We start from the raw sequence: 17833 nt of genomic DNA, 5'->3' as shown, positions 1-17833 counted from the left end.
ACACGAATACGGGATCCGGCGACAAGCAAAGCCCAGAAGCAAATCAGAACAAAGCTTCGTCGTAGTCCATCATAGGCTTTGCACCGGCCCGAGCAGCCCGAATCGTAGAAGCCGTCTCAGGCAGCAGCTTGGCGAAATAGAACCGCGCGGTGGCCAGCTTGGCCTTATAGAACGCATCGCCAGAATCGCCATGATCCAGCGCGGCACGCGCCATCCGCGCCCAGAAGTACGAAAACACGAGATGCCCGACCGTGCGCAGATACGGCACCGCCGCCGCGCCGACTTCGTCGGGATTCTGCATCGCCTTCATGCCGATCTCCATCGTCAGCTTCTGCACCTTCTCGCCGATATCCGCGAGCGGATTGATGAACTCCTGCATCTCCGGCTTCACGCCCTCCTGCTCGACGAAGTCCGCCACGAGCTTGCCGAAGCGCTTCAGCTTCGCGCCCATGTCGCCGAGAATCTTGCGCCCGAGCAGATCCAGCGCCTGAATGGAATTCGTGCCCTCGTAGATCATGTTGATGCGCGCATCGCGGACGTACTGCTCCATGCCCCATTCGGAGATGAAGCCGTGGCCGCCGTAGATCTGCATCGCCATGTTGGTGCCTTCGAACGCGTTGTCCGTCAGGAACGCCTTGATGACCGGCGTGAGCAACGCGACAAAATCGGCGGCTTCCGCACGCACGCCCTCATCCGCGTGCGACAGCTCCTTGTCGATATTCAAAGCCGCCCAGTACGTGAACGCGCGGCCGGCTTCGGCATAGGCCTTCTGCGTGAGCAACATGCGCCGCACGTCCGGATGGACGATGATCGGATCGGCGGCCTTTTCAGGCGCCTTCGGGCCAGTGAGCGAGCGCATCTGCAAGCGCTCCTTCGCGTACACGAGCGAGTTCTGATACGCGACTTCGGTGAGGCCCAGACCCTGCATGCCGACGCCCAGGCGGGCCGCGTTCATCATCACGAACATCGCGTTCAAGCCCTTGTTCGCCTCGCCGACGAGCCAGCCCTTCGCGCCGTCGAGATTCATCACGCAGGTCGCGTTGCCGTGAATGCCCATCTTGTGCTCGATCGAGCCGCACTTGATGCCGTTGCGCTCTCCGATCGCGCCGTTCGCGTCAGGCACGAACTTCGGCACGATGAAAAGCGATATGCCCTTGGTGCCCATCGGCGCACCCGGCAGACGCGCGAGCACCAGATGCACGATGTTCTCGGCCATGTCGTGCTCGCCGCTCGAAATGAAGATCTTCGTGCCGGTGAGCGCGTACGAGCCGTCGGAATTCGGCTCGGCCTTCGTGCGCAGGATGCCGAGGTCCGTTCCGCAATGCGGTTCGGTCAGGCACATCGTGCCGGTCCACTCGCCCGAAACGAGCTTCGACAGATACGTCGACTTCTGTTCCGGCGTGCCGTGCGCATGCAGGCATTCGTAAGCGCCGTGCGACAGGCCCGGATACATCGTCCAGGCCTGATTCGCCGAGTTGAGCATTTCGTAGAGCGCGTTGTTCACGAACGCTGGCAAGCCCTGCCCGCCGTACTCGGGATCGCATCCGAGCGCGGGCCAGCCTGCATCGATGTATTGACGGTAAGCGGCCTTGAAGCCAGCAGGCGTCTTCACGACGCCGTCGCCCTCGTAGGTGCAGCCTTCGCGATCGCCGCTCTGGTTGAGCGGAAACACGACCTCGGAGCAGAACTTGCCGGCTTCCTCGAGCACCTGATTGATGGTGTCGGCGTCGAGGTCGGCATGCTTCGGCATGCTCTTCAATTCAGCTTCCACGTTCAGCACTTCGTGCAGCACGAATTGCATGTCGCGAAGGGGGGCGGCGTACTGTCCCATGAGTCTCTCCAGTTTCTTCAAGCTTCTGGTTGCGCGCCGCCGAACCACCCTGTCGATTCGAACGGCGCCGCTAACGGCTGTCGGATTGTTGCGATGTCAGATTCGTAGTCGCGGCCGGCGCCGGTTGCGGGGCACTTCCATTCGCGCCCGCACTCGGCGTCTGATACGACACGATCGTCTTCTCCAGCGCGTCCCGCGTCAGTTGCACGGCTTCCGGCAAATGCAGGAAGCGCGCGTCGTGATGCAGGCCGAGCGTAAAGCTGTACAGCTCGAAGAGCATCAGATGCGGATCGGTCTCCGGCTTCAGATGCCCCTCGTCCTTCGACTGGCGGATCGCGCGCAACAACGCCTCGCGCCACATGCCCACGCTGTGCACGAGCTGCTCGCGCACAGCGCTCGCGGCGCGGTCGTCGTACTCCACCGCTCCGCTGATATAGATACAACCCGTGGTCACTTCCTGGATGCGCTTCTCCATCCAGCGATTCATCATCGCGCGCAATCGCGGCAGGCCGCGCGCTTCGCGCAGGCTCGGAAAGAACACTTCATCTTCGAAGCGCCTGTGGTACTCGCGCACCACTTCCACCTGCAAATCCTCGCGCGACCCGAAATGCGCAAACACACCGCTCTTGCTCATTTGCATCCGCTCGGCCAGCAGGCCGATCGTCAGCCCTTCCAGCCCGTCCCGACTTGCCAACTCCAGCGCTGCGTCGAGAATCGCGGCCCGCGTCTGTTCGCCTTTTCGCATGATGTCCCTACCGTTCTTATGTGACCCGTAAAATCGAACGGCCGTTCTATTATTGTGGCCGAACGCTGGTGATACAAGCAAATTTTTAGATATGCGTTTCTAAAACGCCAAGACATGTCTATAGGATAAATCTCAACAATGTCCGCGTTCATTGTCGCGTTTTATGTACGGACTGCCTGTAAGTGACTGCCCGAGTTCCCGAAGGGTGGGAAGCCTTATCCTTCGATGCTTGTCGACCCGTATTCTTGCGCAATTGCTGCGAAATGGCAGGTTAATCGTACTGACCAATGGTGATCATTTTCATCATCACGCGGTACGTGTTATAGGCCAGCCAATTAAGCGCACGCTCCGTAACAGGCCGCGATGCATAGTGCTTCTCATCGATCGGGCGGCCTTCGTCAAAAGCCTGAAGAATGGCATCGTGCAGACGGGCGATTTCGGGATGATTGACGAGCACCATGTTGGCCTCGTTGTTGAGCACGAGCGAAAGCGCGTCGAGGTTGGACGAGCCGATGGTGGCCCAGTCGGCGTCGACGACCGCGACCTTGCCATGAAGCATCGTCTTCTCGTACTCGGCGATCCTCACCCCGTGCTTGAGCAGGTTGCCGTAGAGGAACGGTGTCGCGTAGTCCAAAGCGACGAATTCCTTACGACCGATCACGAGCGACACGCGTACGCCGCGCTCGGCCGCATTGACGAGCGCGCGCCTCAGCTTGCGGCCCGGCATGAAGTAGGGATTCGCGAGCAGCACTTCGCTCTCGGCGTGAGCGATTGCCCGGAGATACGCCTTCTCGATCGCGCGCCGATTGAGAAGGTTGTCGCGCGCGACGAACGCAATGCACGGTTGATCGACCGCGTGAATTTCGCCGAGACGCGCGCGCCGGCGAGCCAGCATCGCGCGGCGGGCGTTCCATCTGGGCGCGTGCTCGCTTTCCTGCGGCTCGCAACCCGGCTGCGATGGCTGGCGCGGCTTGATGCCGAGCCGGATGCGCTGCCATTGCAGATCGAACGCTTCGCGCACGTCCTTGACGACGGGGCCTTGCGCTTCCATCGCGAAATCCCAGCGCGGACGTTCGAGACGCGTGCCGTTCTGGTCGTAGTCGTCGACGATATTGATGCCGCCGCAAAACGCATACGTCTCGTCGATCAGCGCGAGCTTGCGATGCGTGCGCGAGAAGCCCAGCGGCCCGAACAACAAATGCGGGTTGTAGATGCGGTGCTCGACGCCGCGCTCCTGCCAGAGCTTGAACATCGGCAGATTGCTTTCCGTGCCGATGCCGTCCGTGATCACGCGGACCTCGAGGCCGCGCTCGGCGGCGCGCACGAGCGCGTCGGAGACGGCGCGGCCGATGTCGTCGTTGGCGAAGATGTACGTTTCGAGCGACACCGACTTGCGCGCGTTGTCGATTCGCTCGATCAACGCCGGGAAGAACTGCACGCCGCCCTTGAACAGCCGGGCGTGATTGCCGGTCGTGAAGCACAGGCGCGGCGGCCGGCGGCCGGAGAAGAGCGCCTGGCGCAGCCGCTTGAAACTGCGCCGCGGACGCACTCCGATCATCGGCTATGCGCCGCGAGGCGCTCGGGCAATTGCAGAATCGCTTCGCGGTTCGACCACGAGAAGCATCGGTCGGCGGCCTCGCGCAACGGCAGCCACAAATGCGCGGTGTGCTCGCGGGGCGCGAGCGTCACTTCGAGGCAATGCGGCACGAGCAGGCTGAACTGATGCTCGGTGTTGCGCGTGATGCCTTCCGCGTAGCGGTGCCGCCATTGCGGATAGATTTCGTACTGGATGCTGTGATGCCAGTCGAGCAGCGCGTTCTCCGGCACGAGCGCGCCGCCGATCACGATGCCCGTCTCTTCCTGCACCTCGCGCGCGGCGGTCTCGATGAGCGGCTCGTCGAGGCGATCTTTCGAGCCCGTCACGGATTGCCAGAAGCCCTTGTGATCCGCACGTTCGATGATGAGCACGTCGAGGTTCGGCGTATGAATGACGACGAGTACGGATTCGGGGATTTTGGGCGGCTTGAGCATGACCTTGTGAACGCGCGTTTCTTTATATGTATGTGCCCGAAGACTGTAACGCAAAAAATGAAAAAGGCGCACCCGGCGCCTTTTTCATCACATCGACAACGAAAGCTGCTTAGTGCGCTTTCTGCTCCGGCTGACGCAGACGAATGTGCAGCTCGCGCAACTGGCGCTCGTCGACTTCGCTCGGCGCCTGCGTCAGCAGATCCTGCGCGCGCTGCGTCTTCGGGAACGCGATGGTGTCCCGGATCGAGTCCGCGCCGGACATCAGCGTGACGACGCGATCCAGACCGAACGCGATGCCGCCGTGCGGCGGCGCGCCGTACTGGAGCGCGTCGAGCAGGAAGCCGAATTTCAGACGCGCTTCTTCGGCGCCGATCTTCAGCGCGCGGAACACCTTGCTCTGCACGTCTTCCTGGAAGATACGGACCGAGCCGCCGCCGATTTCCCAGCCGTTCAGGACCATGTCGTACGCCTTCGCGAGGCAGCGGCCCGGATCGGTTTCGAGGTATTCGAGGTGCTCGTCCTTCGGGCTCGTGAACGGGTGATGAGCCGCCACGTAGCGGTTCTCTTCCTCGTCGTACTCGAACATCGGGAAGTCGATGACCCACAGCGGCTTCCAGCCGGTTTCGATCAGGCCATTTGCCTTGCCGAATTCCGAATGACCGATCTTCAGACGCAGCGCGCCGAGACTGTCGTTCACGACCTTCGCGCGATCCGCCGCGAAGAAGATGATGTCGCCGTCTTGCGCCTGCGTGCGCTCCATGATCGCCGCGAGCGCCGCGTCATGCAGGTTCTTGACGATCGGGCTTTGCAGGCCGTCGCGGCCGCGGGTCTTGTCGTTGACCTTGATCCACGCGAGGCCCTTCGCGCCGTAGATGCGCACGAATTCCGTGTACCCGTCGATGTCGCCGCGCGACAGCTCGCCGCCCTTGGGCACGCGCAATGCCGCGACACGGCCGTCTTTCGAGTTGGCCGGCATGCTGAACACCTTGAAGTCGACGTCCTTCACGGCATCCGTGAGGTCCGCGAATTCGAGCTTCACGCGCAGGTCGGGCTTGTCCGAACCGAAGCGGCGCATCGCTTCCGAATACAGCATGACCGGGAATTTTTCGGGCAGCGCGACGTCCATCGTCTCCTTGAAGACGTGGCGGATCATCGCTTCGAACAGATCGCGGATTTCCTGCTCCGTGAGGAACGAGGTTTCGCAGTCGATCTGCGTGAATTCCGGTTGACGGTCGGCGCGCAGGTCTTCGTCGCGGAAGCACTTGGTGATCTGGTAGTAACGGTCGAAGTTCGCGACCATCAACAACTGCTTGAAGAGCTGCGGCGACTGCGGCAGCGCGAAGAACTGGCCCGCGTTCACTCGCGACGGCACGAGGTAATCGCGCGCGCCCTCCGGCGTGCTCTTGGTCAGCATCGGCGTTTCGATGTCGATGAAGCCTTGCGCGTCGAGATACTTGCGCACTTCCATCGCGACGCGATAGCGCAGGCGCAGGTTCTTCTGCATCTGCGGGCGGCGCAGATCGAGCACACGATGCGTGAGGCGCGTGGTTTCCGACAGGTTGTCGTCGTCGAGCTGGAACGGCGGCGTCACCGACGCGTTCAGCACCACCAGTTCGTGGCACAGCACTTCGATCTTGCCGCTCGTCAGATTGGCGTTGACCGTGCCTTCGGGGCGATTGCGCACCACGCCTTTGACCTGCACGCAAAACTCGTTGCGCACGCCTTCGGCCACCTTGAACATCTCGGCGCGGTCCGGGTCGCAGACGACCTGAACGAGGCCTTCGCGGTCGCGCAAGTCGATGAAGATAACGCCACCGTGATCGCGGCGGCGATGCACCCAGCCGCACAGCGAGACGGTTTCGCCCAATCGGGCCTCGGTCACCAGACCGCAGTATTCAGATCGCATCGACATGATGTTGTGTCTTTCGTTGTTCGTTAATCAACGGCTCGCGCGTTCGGGTCATGCTCTTCTTGCGGCTGACGCTCGGCTCGCGCGGCCGGCATTACATCGGCGGCTCGGTGGGGCGGCGGGCGGGCGCGACCGACGCCGGCGCGCTCGGCGCGGGAGCCACCACGCCCATCGAGACGATGTACTTCAGTGCGGCGTCGACGGTCATGTCCAGTTCGACGACTTCGCTTTTCGGCATCATCAGAAAGAAGCCGGATGTCGGGTTCGGCGTGGTCGGCACGTAGACGCTCACATGCTCTTCGTCGAGATGATTCAGCACGTCGCCGCCCGGAATGCCCGTCAGAAAGCCGATGGTGTACGAGCCCTTGCGCGGATACTCGATCAAAAGCGCCTTGCGAAACGCGTTGCCGCTCGACGAGAGCAAGGTGTCCGACACCTGCTTCACGCTCGTGTACAGCGGACCGACCACCGGAATGTGACGCAGGATGGCGTCCCACCACTTCACGAGCTTCTGGCCGACGAAGTTCTGCGTCAACAGTCCGACGATGAAAATGAACGCGAGCGTCAGCACCGCGCCCACGCCCGGCAGATGGAAACCGACGACGCGCTCCGGCTGCCACGATTGCGGCAGCAGAAGCAACGTCTGGTCCATCGTGCCGATAACGAGCCCGAGCACCCACAGGGTGATCGCGAGCGGCACCAGCACGAGCAGGCCGGTGAGGAACACGGATTTCAGCGTAGTCTTTTTCGTCGTCATTTACACGGAGCGAAGGCTGCGCCGGCTCTCGACTGCGTTGGAGATTCGGCTTGGCAGGCGGGCCGCGCCCGGCGGAGCGCGGTCGACGAGGTCATCGGCGGGCAGGCGGCCAAACGCGCCGGCCGTCTTGCGTTTTCAGGCAGCGCCCGACGATGCGGGTGCGCTCGCGGCAGGCTTGGCGGCGTCCGACGACGCGGCGCTAGCCGGGGCCGCGGTTTCGCTCGAATTCGCGCCGCCGGAACTGGCGGGAGCAGCATCGTCCGACTTCGCCGCCGGCGCATCGTTGCCGCTCTTGCCGCCGTTGCTGTTGCTGTTGCCGCCGCGAAAATCGGTGACATACCAGCCCGAGCCTTTCAACTGGAATCCGGCGGCGGTCACCTGCTTCGAGAAAGCGTCCTTTCCGCACGCAGGACACTGCGTGAGCGGCGCATCGCTCAGTTTTTGAAGCACGTCTTTTTCGTGGCCGCAGTCGGCGCAACGGTACGCGTAAATCGGCATGGCACTCTTCCTACGATTATCTGTCGACGCTTGCAAAGCCTTGAATTATAGCCGCAAACCAATATTGACCCGCGATTTTCGGGATCGCGGACGCAAGATTAACCCGGCAATATTTCAGGGTGCCGTCGACAAATTTCAAGCCGGCCGGCTCAGATTCGCCGCCAGGTCATCCAGCGCTCGCGGCCGGCGAACACCGGAATCGACCCGGTCACCTCGTGGTCTTCGATCAGCGCGAAGGACGGCAACAGCAGCGCATTCAGTTCGTCGCGCTCGATTCCGAAGGGCGGCCCTTTCGGCGTCGCTCCGATGAAGAAGAAACCCGCGAGCAGCGCGCCCGGTTTCAGCAACGCCGCCATCCGCGCGGCGTAGTCCTGCCAGCGATTTTTCGGCAGCGCGCATAGGAAAGCGCGCTCATAGATCCAGTCGGGCGAAAAAGGCGGCGCGTAAGCAAAAAAATCCGCTTCCTCGACCACTCTCGCGTGCGCGCCGAGTTGCGCGCGCGCCGCTTCGACGGCGGCCGCCGAGAAATCGATCGCGCGCACCGGCCATCCGCGTTCGGCGAGATAAAGCGCTTCGTACGCGCTGCCGCAGCCCGGAATCAGCACATTCTGCGCACCGCGCGACGCGACGAAGCGCGTGAACATCTCCGGCACGCCGGCCTGATCCCACGGCGTGTAGTGCTGGACGAAACGCTCGTCCCAGAAGCCCGGCGAATTCGGATCGCGGTTCTCGAAATCGGGGACGTCCGGCGTGGTCGGATCGCTCATGATGTGCGCCCTCAGGGATGGAGCCAGAACTGCGCCACCACGAAGCCCGCGCCCGCCATGGCGACCAGACCGGCCGCGAGCAAGGTCACGAGCAGACGGTTCGTGCGCTTTTGCTCGGCGAGCAGCATCCGCATGAGCTCGTCGCTGCCGCTTTTCGGCGCGTCGTGGTGTTCCGCCAGAATATGGTGAATCAGCCGCGGCAGTTGCGGAATCGTCTTGCTCCACTGCGGCGCTTCCATTTGCAGACGCTCGTACCAGCCGCGCCAGCCGATCTGCTCGTTCATCCAGCGCTCGAGATACGGTTTGGCCGTCTTCCACAGATCCAGCTCCGGATCGAGCGAGCGCCCGAGGCCTTCGACGTTGAGCATCGTCTTCTGCAACAGCACGAGTTGCGGCTGAATTTCGACGTTGAAGCGGCGCGACGTCGAGAAGAGGCGCATCAGCACCTGCCCGAGCGAAATGTCTTTCAGCGCGCGGTCGAAATACGGCTCGCAGACCGCCCGGATTGCGCTTTCCAGTTCCTCCACGCGCGTGCTCGGCGGCACCCAGCCGGATTCGAGGTGCAGCGTCGCGACGCGGTGATAGTCGCGCTTGAAGAACGCGAGGAAGTTCTGCGCGAGATAGTTCTTGTCGAAGTCCGACAACGCCCCGACGATGCCGAAATCCAGCGCAATATAACGCCCGAAGGTCGCCGGATCGAGGCTCACCTGGATGTTCCCGGGGTGCATGTCGGCGTGAAAAAAACCGTCGCGAAACACCTGCGTGAAGAAAATTTCGACGCCTTCGCGCGCGAGCTTCGGAATATCGACGCCCGCCGCGCGCAAGGTCTCGACCTGGCTGATCGGCACGCCGACCATGCGCTCCATGACCAGCACAGTGGGCGCGGACAAGTCCCAGTACATCTCCGGCACGAGCAGCAGATCGAGCCCTTGAAAATTACGGCGCAACTGGCTGCCATTGGCGGCCTCGCGCATCAGATCGAGCTCGTCGTGCAGATATTTGTCGAATTCCGCGACCACTTCGCGCGGCTTCAGACGCCGGCCGTCCGCCCACAGGCGCTCGGCCCACGTGGCGATATCGCGCAGCAGCGCCAGGTCGGAGTCGATCACCGGCAGCATGCCCGGGCGCAACACCTTCACCGCGACCGCCGTGCCCGCGTGCTCGCCGTTCTTGATCTTCGCGAAATGCACCTGCGCGATCGAAGCGCTCGCCACCGGCACGCGCTCGAAATCGTCGAACAATTCGTCGATAGGCGCACCGAGCGATTTTTCGATGATCGACACGGCCACCGCCGAATCGAACGGCGGAACCTGATCCTGAAGCTTGGCGAGTTCATCGGCGACATCGACGGGCAGCAAATCGCGCCGCGTCGACAGCACCTGCCCGAACTTCACGAAGATCGGACCGAGGCTTTCCAGCGCGAGCCGCAAACGGATGCCGCGCGCGACGTCGAACCGGCGGCCGAACGTCGTGATGCGCATGAGAAAGCGCACGCGGCGATCGTCGATACCGCTCATGACCAGCTCATCGAGCCCGAAGCGGACAATCGTGAAAAAAATCTTGAGGAAACGCAGAAAACGCATGGTTCGAATTCGCTTCAGCCGTTATTCGTGCGAGTCGCGCACAGACTCGCCGCCGGATCGCGCTGAGGCGCCGCTCGCCGGCCGGGATTGTTCAGTTTGCCGCTCGATTCTCTCGATGCGTTTTTCGGCGCGCGCAAGCGCATCGCGCGTTTTCGAAAGCTCGGCGTTGAATGCGTCGAGCGCGCTCTTGCGCACGAGTTGCGGACGCTCGTCGAGGAAATATTCGGTGAAGGTGTCCAGCAGATTCCGTCCGGTGCGCTGCGCCTGCTCCTGCACCGCACGCGCGATAAGGCCCGCACGGTGCGCGGGCGCGTCGCCGATCACGCGGGCGAGGTCTTCCTCCGGATCCCAGCGCAGATGCTCCGCGAGCTTGGCGAGCGTCGTTGCGAATTCCGCGTCGCCTTCGATGCGCACGTGCTTCATCACCGCCGCCTGACCGCCTTGCAGAAACGCGGGCAGCGCGTCGATCGGCACGGCGATCGTCACGTCAAAGGCGCAGGCTTCTGCTTCGGTGGTCGCCGCGAAGAGGCCGTCGGGTTGCACGACGAGCGCGATCGAAACCGGCTTGCACGACAACTTCACGCGCTTGGCCGCGTACGGTTTCAGCCGCTCGAGCGCCCAAGGCTCGCGCACCAGTAGATGATTCACGGCGGCCGCGAATCCACTGGACGCGGTCTTCAAGGCGGGGTTTGCTGCGGGACGGGCGGATTCGTCTGCGTTCGTCATCGGCTGTGAGATGAAAAAACCCGCGCGAGACGCTCTCGCGCGGGTTTCCATTCTACCTTCGCAACCGGCTAACACACTGACGGTTGCCGACGCCCGGCCATTCGGCCGAGGGCGCGGTCACGCTCAACTGACCTGCTGAATGCCCGCCAGCAGCCAGCCTTCGCTGCCCGTCTTCTGCTTCGAGAGGTTCCAGACCTCGACGAACGGCTCCGCCGCCGCCCCTTCCGACTCGCGGATCAGGCCGTGGAAACGCACGCTCGCCAGATACTCGGACGCGCGATCCTCGACGCCGAGCAGATCGGCGTTGAGCTGCACGACGTCCGTGCGGTTCGGCGCGCTGCCGCGGGCGTCGACGTCGAGTTTCACTTCCGCGAACATCTCGGGCGTCGTGAACTCGCGGATGTCGTTGACGTTGCCGCGGTCCCACGCGTCCTGCAGACGCACGAAGTAGACCTTCGCGTTGCGCACGAACGCGTCGGTGTCGAAGCCCGCCGGCACGTTCGGATTCACGGCTGCTTGCGGCGCCGGAGATTCGATGTAGTTCGCGCCGAAACCGGTCGGCTGCTGCGGCACTTGCGGCGGATCCTGATTCAGGCTCTGCCGCGCGGTCGCGCCGTACGGCGAACCCGAAGCGGAACCCATTCCGGCGTAGGCGGGCGTGTTGTTGCCCTGACGCCTGCGCATGATGAAGCGGAACAGCATGACGGCCGCGAGCACGATCAGCGCGATCATGATCATGTTCGCCATCGCGCCGGCGAACGCTTCGCCCAGCCCGAAGTGCGACAGCAGCGCCGCGATGCCCAGACCGGCCGCGAGACCGGCGATCGGTCCGAGCCAGCGGTTGCGCGCGGGTTGCGCCGCGGCGGGCGCTGCCGGAGCGGGCTGTGCGCGCTGCGCCTGTGCGGCCTGACCCGGCTGGCCTTGCTGCATGGATTGCGACGGCGGCGTCGCCTGATGTTGCTGCGTCGCCGTAGCCGACTGGCGGCCCATGCTGCGACCGCCGCCCATGCGCTTGGCTTCCGCCGTTTCCGCGAAGATTGCGCCAGCCGCAATAACGCCAGCCAGCGCCAAGATTCCGGCCTTCCTGAAGAAGATGTTCAGGAAACCCCGGGATTGGGGTTTGCGCGAATCGAACATATCGAATCCTTAAGAGAGTGGAACATCAAAATTTGGTCCCGACGTGTAACGCTACCACGCCACCTGACAAATTGTAATATTCGACTCGATCCAGGCCCGCTTGTTCCATCATCGTTTTCAAAGTTTCCTGGTCCGGGTGCATGCGAATGGACTCGGCCAAATACCGATAGCTATCCGCATCTTTGGCCACTTTTTCGCCAAGCCACGGCAAGATCTTGAAACTGTAGATATCGTACGGCTTTTTCAGCGGTTCCCACACTTTCGAGAACTCCAGCACGAGCAACCTGCCGCTCGGCTTGAGCACGCGGGTCATTTCTGCCAACGCACGGTCCTTGTGCGTCATGTTACGAAGACCAAAGGCGACCGTAACCACATTGAAATAATTGTCCGGGAACGGAATCTTCTCGGCATCGCAGAGCAGCGCGGGCGTCAACACGCCCTTGTCGATGAGCCGGTCGCGCCCCACGCGCAGCATCGATTCGTTGATGTCCGTGTGCCAGACTTCCCCCGTGTCGCCGGCCTGCTTGGCGAAAGCCATCGCCAGATCGCCTGTGCCGCCGGCGATGTCCAGCACCTTGTAGCCCGGCCGCACCTTGGCCTGCCCGATCGTGAAGTGCTTCCAGATCCGATGCAGTCCGCCGGACATCAGGTCGTTCATCAAGTCGTAGTTGCTCGCGACGGAGTGAAACACGCCCGCCACTTTCTTCGCCTTGTCCTGCTCGTCGACCGTTTCGTATCCGAAGTGGGTCTTGCTCATCGCGCTTTTTCCTCGCCTGTTGTTCGTTCTATGTCTGCGCAATCGTCGCGCCGGCCATGCGGCTTTATGCCGCAGCCCTGATGCTCAGTGACAGTGGCCACCGGATGGCTTGGCGGCCATCGGCGTGTCGCGGTCCACCCCCGCGGCTTCCAGTTTCGCCAGATACTCGCTCCACAATTCGTCCTGACGCGTCGCCAGGTCGTGCAGGATGTCCCAGGAATAGATGCCGGTATTGTGACCGTCCGAAAAATTCAGTTGCAGCGCGTAATGCCCGACCGGATCGATGCCGACGATCGTCACCTCGCGCTTGCCGGTCTGCAGCGTTTCCTGCCCCGGCCCGTGGCCCTGCACTTCGGCGGAAGGCGAATAGACCCGCAGAAACTCGAACGGCACGCGGTACGACGCGTCGCCGTATTGCAGTTCCAGCACTCGGGATTTCGAATGCACGACGACGCCGGTGGGAATCGGCGTGGTTGAAGTGAGTCCGCTCATGATCTCGTCTTATTGGTGACCGGCCTGCGGGCCGAACGCCTGGTTCAGCTCGTTGCGCACTTGCTCGCGCAAGAGCGTCGCCTGGGCGCGGCGCTTGGACAATTGCGATTCGGACACCGTGCGCTGGCGCGGCGCCCAGATCGGCAGAGGGTAGCGGGAATCGTTGGAGAAACGTGGAATGATGTGCCAGTGGACGTGCGGCACCTGATTGCCGAGACTCGCCAGATTGATCTTCTCCGGCACGAGCACGCGGCGCATCGCACGCTCGACGCCGTTGACGGCGGTCATCACGCGCGCGCGATCGCTGTCCGGCAAATCGGACATTTCGGCGACATGCGCGCCCCATATCACGCGGCACAAGCCCGGCCAGTCGGGCTCATCGGCGAGGACGACGCGCAACGCGTCGTCCGACCACAGCACTTCGCCGCCGTCTTCACGGCAAAACACACAGTCCATCTCATACCTCTAGCGAATCAAACCTCGATTTCGCTATTACACCAGCACGCGCTCGATACCGCCATTATTCGCGCGTTCGACGTACTGTTCCATCCAGTTTTCGCCGAGCACCTTGCGCGCCATCTCCACGACGATATAGTCCGCCTCGACATTGGCGTCCTCGTTGTAGCGCGACAGCCCTTGCAGGCAGGACGGGCAGCTCGTCAGGATTTTCACGTCCTGGCCATTCGGCTGAGGACCGTCGCCGGCCTTGAGCACCGAACCCGGTTGCGCACCCGCCGCGCCCGCTTGCGCGACGATCGGAATGCCACGCAACTTCGCCGCACCCTTGCGGATCTCCTCCTCCTTGCGGAAGCGCACCTGCGTGGAGATATCCGGGCGCGTGACCGCGAGCGTGCCCGACTCGCCGCAGCATCGATCGTTCTTCTCGATCTTGTAGCCGTCGTGCTCGGAGCCCATCAGGTCGTTCACGAGCTTGACCGGGTCCATCGTCTTGATCGGCGAGTGACACGGGTCGTGATACATGTAGCGCGTGCCGGTCACGCCGTCGAGCTTCATGTTCTTTTCGAGCAGGAATTCGTGAATGTCGATGATCCGGCAGCCCGGGAAGATCTTCTCGAATTCATAGCCCGCGAGCTGGTCGTAGCAGGTTCCGCACGACACGACGACGGTCTTGATATCGAGATAGTTCAGCGTGTTCGCGACGCGATGGAACAGCACGCGATTGTCCGTGACGATCTTCTCAGCCTTGTCGTACTGACCGGAGCCGCGTTGCGGATAGCCGCAGCACAGATAGCCCGGCGGCAGCACGGTCTGCACGCCCGCTTCCCACAGCATGGCCTGCGTCGCGAGTCCGACCTGCGAGAACAGGCGCTCCGAGCCGCAGCCGGGGAAATAGAACACCGCTTCCGAATCGACAGTGGTCGTGCGCGGATTGCGGATGATCGGAACGATCTTGTTGTCCTCGATATCCAGCAGCGCGCGCGCCGTCTTCTTCGGCAGATTGCCCGGCATCTTCTTGTTAACGAAATGGATCACCTGCGTGACGGCCGGCGGCTTGCCGACCGTCGCGGGCGGCTGGGCCGTCTGCTTCTTGACGATTTTCTTCAGCACGTCGTTGCCGAAGCGCTGCGCCTTATAGCCGAAGTCCATCATCACGTGGCGCGCGAGGTTGATGGTCTGCGGATTCGTCGCGTTGAGGAAGAACATGCCGGCCGCATTGCCCGCGTTGAACTTCTTCTTGCCCATTTTGCGCAGGAGGTTGCGCATGTTCATCGTGACATCGCCGAAATCGATCTTCACCGGGCACGGCGTCACGCATTTGTGACAGACCGTGCAGTGATCGGCGACGTCGTTGAACTCGTCCCAATGCTTGATCGACACGCCGCGACGCGTCTGCTCTTCGTACAGGAACGCCTCGACGAGCAGTGAAGTCGCCAGAATCTTGTTGCGCGGGCTGTACAGCAGGTTCGCGCGCGGCACGTGCGTCGCGCAGACCGGCTTGCACTTGCCGCAGCGCAGACAGTCCTTGATGGAATCGGAGATCGCGCCGATATCCGACTGCTGCATGATGATCGACTCGTAACCCATCAGCCCGAACGACGGCGTGTACGCGTTGCGCAGGTCGGCGCCGTCGAAGAGCTTGCCCTTGTTGAAGCGGCCGTGCGGATCGACGCGCTGCTTGTACGCGCGGAAATCGCCGATCTCCTCTTCGGTCAGGAACTCCAGCTTCGTGATGCCGATGCCGTGCTCGCCCGAAATCACGCCATCCAGCGAACGCGCGAGCTTCATGATGCGCGCGACCGCGTGATGCGCGTCCTGCAGCATCTCGTAGTTGTCGGAGTTGACCGGGATGTTGGTGTGCACGTTGCCGTCGCCCGCGTGCATGTGCAGCGCGACGAACACGCGACCGCGCAGCACTTTTTTGTGGATGGCCTGCGCTTCGTCGAGGATCGGCTTGAATTCGCCGCCGTTGAAGATCTGGCGCAACTCCGCGCGAATCTCCTGCTTCCACGAGATGCGCACCGTGCGGTCTTGCGCGACATGGAACACATTGGCGTCCGGCTGAATGTCGACGCGATCCGCGAACTTCTCCGCGAGCGCCTCATAGCCGAGATTGACGAGATAGTGCTGCGCCTCGCGCAAGGGGATGTCCAGCTTGTCGCCGACGAAAGTCCAGCGCTCGCGCACGCGCTTCAGCAGATCGAGCGCCTGCTGCACGCGGTCTTCGAGCAGCTCGGCGCTGGGGATTTCGTTCGCGTCGTCGGTCTTGCCGAGGGGCAGCTTGCCCGCGCGGAAGAACGCTTCGAGCGCATCGACGAGTTGCAGCTTGTTCTTCAGCGACAACTCGATGTTGATGCGCTCGATGCCGTCGGTGTACTCGCCCATGCGATTGAGCGGAATCACGACGTCTTCGTTGATCTTGAACGCGTTCGTGTGCTTCGCGATCGCGGCCGTGCGCGAGCGGTCGAGCCAGAAGCGCTTGCGCGCCTCCGCGTTCACCGCGACGAAACCTTCGCCGCTCTTGCCGTTCGCCATGCGCACGACATCGGAGGTCGCGGCGGCGACCGCGTCGGCGTCGTTGCCGACGATATCGCCGATCAGCACCATCTTCGGAAACGCGTTGCGCTTGCTCTTGGTCGCATAACCGACCGCGCGCAGATAGCGTTCGTCCAGATGCTCCAGGCCGGCGAGGATCGCGCCGCCTTGCTTCGACGTCTCGAACAGATAGTCCTTGATCTCGACGATGCTCGGAATCGCATCGCGCGCCTGGCCGAAAAATTCGAGGCAGACGGTACGCGTGTGCGCGGGCATCTTGTGCAGAATCCAGCGCGCCGACGTGATGAGGCCGTCGCAGCCTTCCTTCTGCACGCCGGGGAGACCGGCGAGGAATTTATCGGTGACGTCCTTGCCGAGCCCTTCCTTGCGGAACGTGCGGCCGGCGATATCGAGATTTTCGGTGCGCAGCAGCTTCTCGCCCGGCGGACGATTGCCGTCGAACCAGTCGAGCCGGAAGCGCGCCACTTCGACGTCGTGAATCTTGCCGCAGTTGTGATCCAGACGCGTGACTTCGAGCCAGTTGCCTTCCGGATCGACCATGCGCCACCACGCGAGGTTGTCGAGCGCCGTGCCCCACAACACCGCTTTCTTGCCGCCCGCGTTCATCGCGACATTGCCGCCGACGCAGGACGCATCGAGCGAAGTCGGATCGACCGCGAACACGAAGCCGGCCTGCTCCGCCGCTTCGGTCACGCGCCGCGTGACCACGCCCGCGCCCGAGAAAATCGTCGCGACTTTGTGATCGACGCCCGGCAGATCCGTCATTTCGACGGGGCCGAGCTGCTCCAGCTTTTCCGTGTTGATGACGGCCGAAAACGGCGTGAGCGGAATCGCGCCGCCGGTGTAGCCGGTGCCGCCGCCGCGCGGAATCACGGTGAGCCCGAGTTCGAAGCAGGCCTTGATCAGGCCGGCGATCTCCTCTTCGGAATCCGGCGTCAGCACGACGAACGGATACTCGACGCGCCAGTCGGTCGCGTCGGTCACGTGCGCGACGCGCGAGAGGCCGTCGAACTTGATGTTGTCCTTCTGCGTCTCTTTCCCCAGCACGCGCGACGCGCGCCGGCGCAAGTCGGCCATGCGGCCGAACTCGGCGGCGAAGTCATCGACGGCGCGGCGCGCGGCAGCGATCAGCAGTTGCACGCGCTCGGCGCGCTCGCGGCTGCCCGCTTCGGCGCTGTGGGCGGTGAGATCGGCGCTGCGGCGCTTCTCGATTTCGGCGAGACGGTGATTCAGCGCTTCGACCAAAAGCGCGCGGCGCTTCGGATTGTCGAGCAGGTCGTCCTGCAGATACGGATTGCGGCGCACGACCCAGATATCGCCGAGCACTTCATACAGCATGCGCGCCGAGCGGCCGGTGCGGCGCTCGTTGCGCAGTTCGTCGAGCACGGCCCAGGCTTCGTCGCCGAGCAGCCGCATGACGATTTCACGATCGGAGAACGACGTGTAGTTATAGGGAATTTCGCGGAGACGCGGCTCGATATCGAGCGCCAAGGCGGCATGGGCGCCGTTCGGATCGAAGGCTTGAGGTGCGTTCATGTTCGACGGTTCGGTGTGCCGGCGCCCGCGCCATGAAAGCGGAAATGCC

15 protein-coding genes are annotated in these 17833 nt (G+C 63.0%); all 15 read right to left on the bottom strand.

What is annotated here, in order from left to right:
- Positions 1–43 precede the first annotated feature (43 nt).
- Entirely contained in the window at positions 44–1831 is a 1788-nt protein-coding gene (locus tag U4Y90_RS09640; RefSeq protein ID WP_321794335.1) for an acyl-CoA dehydrogenase C-terminal domain-containing protein, read from the bottom strand.
- A 70-nt stretch (positions 1832–1901) separates the two neighbouring features.
- The gene (locus U4Y90_RS09635; RefSeq protein ID WP_321794334.1) at positions 1902–2576 is read right to left on the bottom strand and encodes a TetR/AcrR family transcriptional regulator; all 675 of its coding nucleotides are present in this window, start codon (positions 2574–2576) and stop codon (positions 1902–1904) included.
- Positions 2577–2847: 271 nt separating this feature from the next.
- Positions 2848–4131: a phospholipase D-like domain-containing protein gene (locus U4Y90_RS09630; RefSeq protein ID WP_415749319.1), complete on the bottom strand. Its 1284-nt coding sequence runs from the start codon at positions 4129–4131 to the stop codon at positions 2848–2850.
- Positions 4131–4607, bottom strand: a complete 477-nt coding sequence (gene nudB / locus U4Y90_RS09625; RefSeq protein ID WP_321794332.1) for a dihydroneopterin triphosphate diphosphatase — start codon at positions 4605–4607, stop codon at positions 4131–4133. The genes U4Y90_RS09630 and nudB overlap by 1 nt, the downstream gene beginning before the upstream one ends.
- Before the next feature lie 109 nt (positions 4608–4716).
- Complete coding sequence (gene aspS, locus U4Y90_RS09620; protein WP_321794331.1) at positions 4717–6519, bottom strand: aspartate--tRNA ligase; 1803 nt, start codon at positions 6517–6519, stop codon at positions 4717–4719.
- 91 nt (positions 6520–6610) lie between these two features.
- A complete protein-coding gene (locus tag U4Y90_RS09615) occupies positions 6611–7273 on the bottom strand; it encodes a DUF502 domain-containing protein (protein ID WP_321794330.1) in 663 nt (220 codons plus the stop codon).
- Positions 7274–7408: 135 nt separating this feature from the next.
- Complete coding sequence (locus U4Y90_RS09610; RefSeq protein WP_321794329.1) at positions 7409–7771, bottom strand: FmdB family zinc ribbon protein; 363 nt, start codon at positions 7769–7771, stop codon at positions 7409–7411.
- Between the two features lie 149 nt (positions 7772–7920).
- Positions 7921–8538, bottom strand: coding sequence for a methyltransferase domain-containing protein (locus tag U4Y90_RS09605; RefSeq protein WP_321794328.1), 618 nt, complete (start codon positions 8536–8538; stop codon positions 7921–7923).
- A gap of 11 nt (positions 8539–8549) precedes the next feature.
- Positions 8550–10121: a ubiquinone biosynthesis regulatory protein kinase UbiB gene (gene ubiB, locus U4Y90_RS09600; RefSeq protein WP_321794327.1), complete on the bottom strand. Its 1572-nt coding sequence runs from the start codon at positions 10119–10121 to the stop codon at positions 8550–8552.
- A 21-nt stretch (positions 10122–10142) separates the two neighbouring features.
- A complete protein-coding gene (locus U4Y90_RS09595) occupies positions 10143–10802 on the bottom strand; it encodes an SCP2 domain-containing protein (RefSeq protein ID WP_321794326.1) in 660 nt (219 codons plus the stop codon).
- 168 nt (positions 10803–10970) lie between these two features.
- Positions 10971–11984 carry a Tim44-like domain-containing protein gene (locus U4Y90_RS09590; RefSeq protein ID WP_321794325.1) on the bottom strand — a complete coding sequence of 338 codons (1014 nt, stop codon included), beginning with the start codon at positions 11982–11984 and terminating at the stop codon, positions 10971–10973.
- A gap of 25 nt (positions 11985–12009) precedes the next feature.
- A complete protein-coding gene (gene ubiE, locus U4Y90_RS09585; RefSeq protein ID WP_321794324.1) occupies positions 12010–12741 on the bottom strand; it encodes a bifunctional demethylmenaquinone methyltransferase/2-methoxy-6-polyprenyl-1,4-benzoquinol methylase UbiE in 732 nt (243 codons plus the stop codon).
- A gap of 84 nt (positions 12742–12825) precedes the next feature.
- Positions 12826–13233, bottom strand: coding sequence for a DUF971 domain-containing protein (locus U4Y90_RS09580; RefSeq protein WP_321794323.1), 408 nt, complete (start codon positions 13231–13233; stop codon positions 12826–12828).
- Positions 13234–13242: 9 nt separating this feature from the next.
- Entirely contained in the window at positions 13243–13689 is a 447-nt protein-coding gene (locus U4Y90_RS09575) for an HIT family protein (RefSeq protein ID WP_321794322.1), read from the bottom strand.
- A 36-nt stretch (positions 13690–13725) separates the two neighbouring features.
- On the bottom strand, positions 13726–17784 hold the full coding sequence (locus tag U4Y90_RS09570; protein WP_321794321.1) for an FAD/FMN-binding oxidoreductase: 4059 nt from the start codon (positions 17782–17784) through the stop codon (positions 13726–13728).
- Positions 17785–17833 lie beyond the last annotated feature (49 nt).

This window comes from Caballeronia sp. J97, from assembly GCF_905220305.1.
GTDB lineage: Bacteria > Pseudomonadota > Gammaproteobacteria > Burkholderiales > Burkholderiaceae > Caballeronia.
The sequence above is the reverse complement of the archived record's forward strand: the minus strand, read 5'-3'. Positions and strand labels throughout refer to the sequence as shown.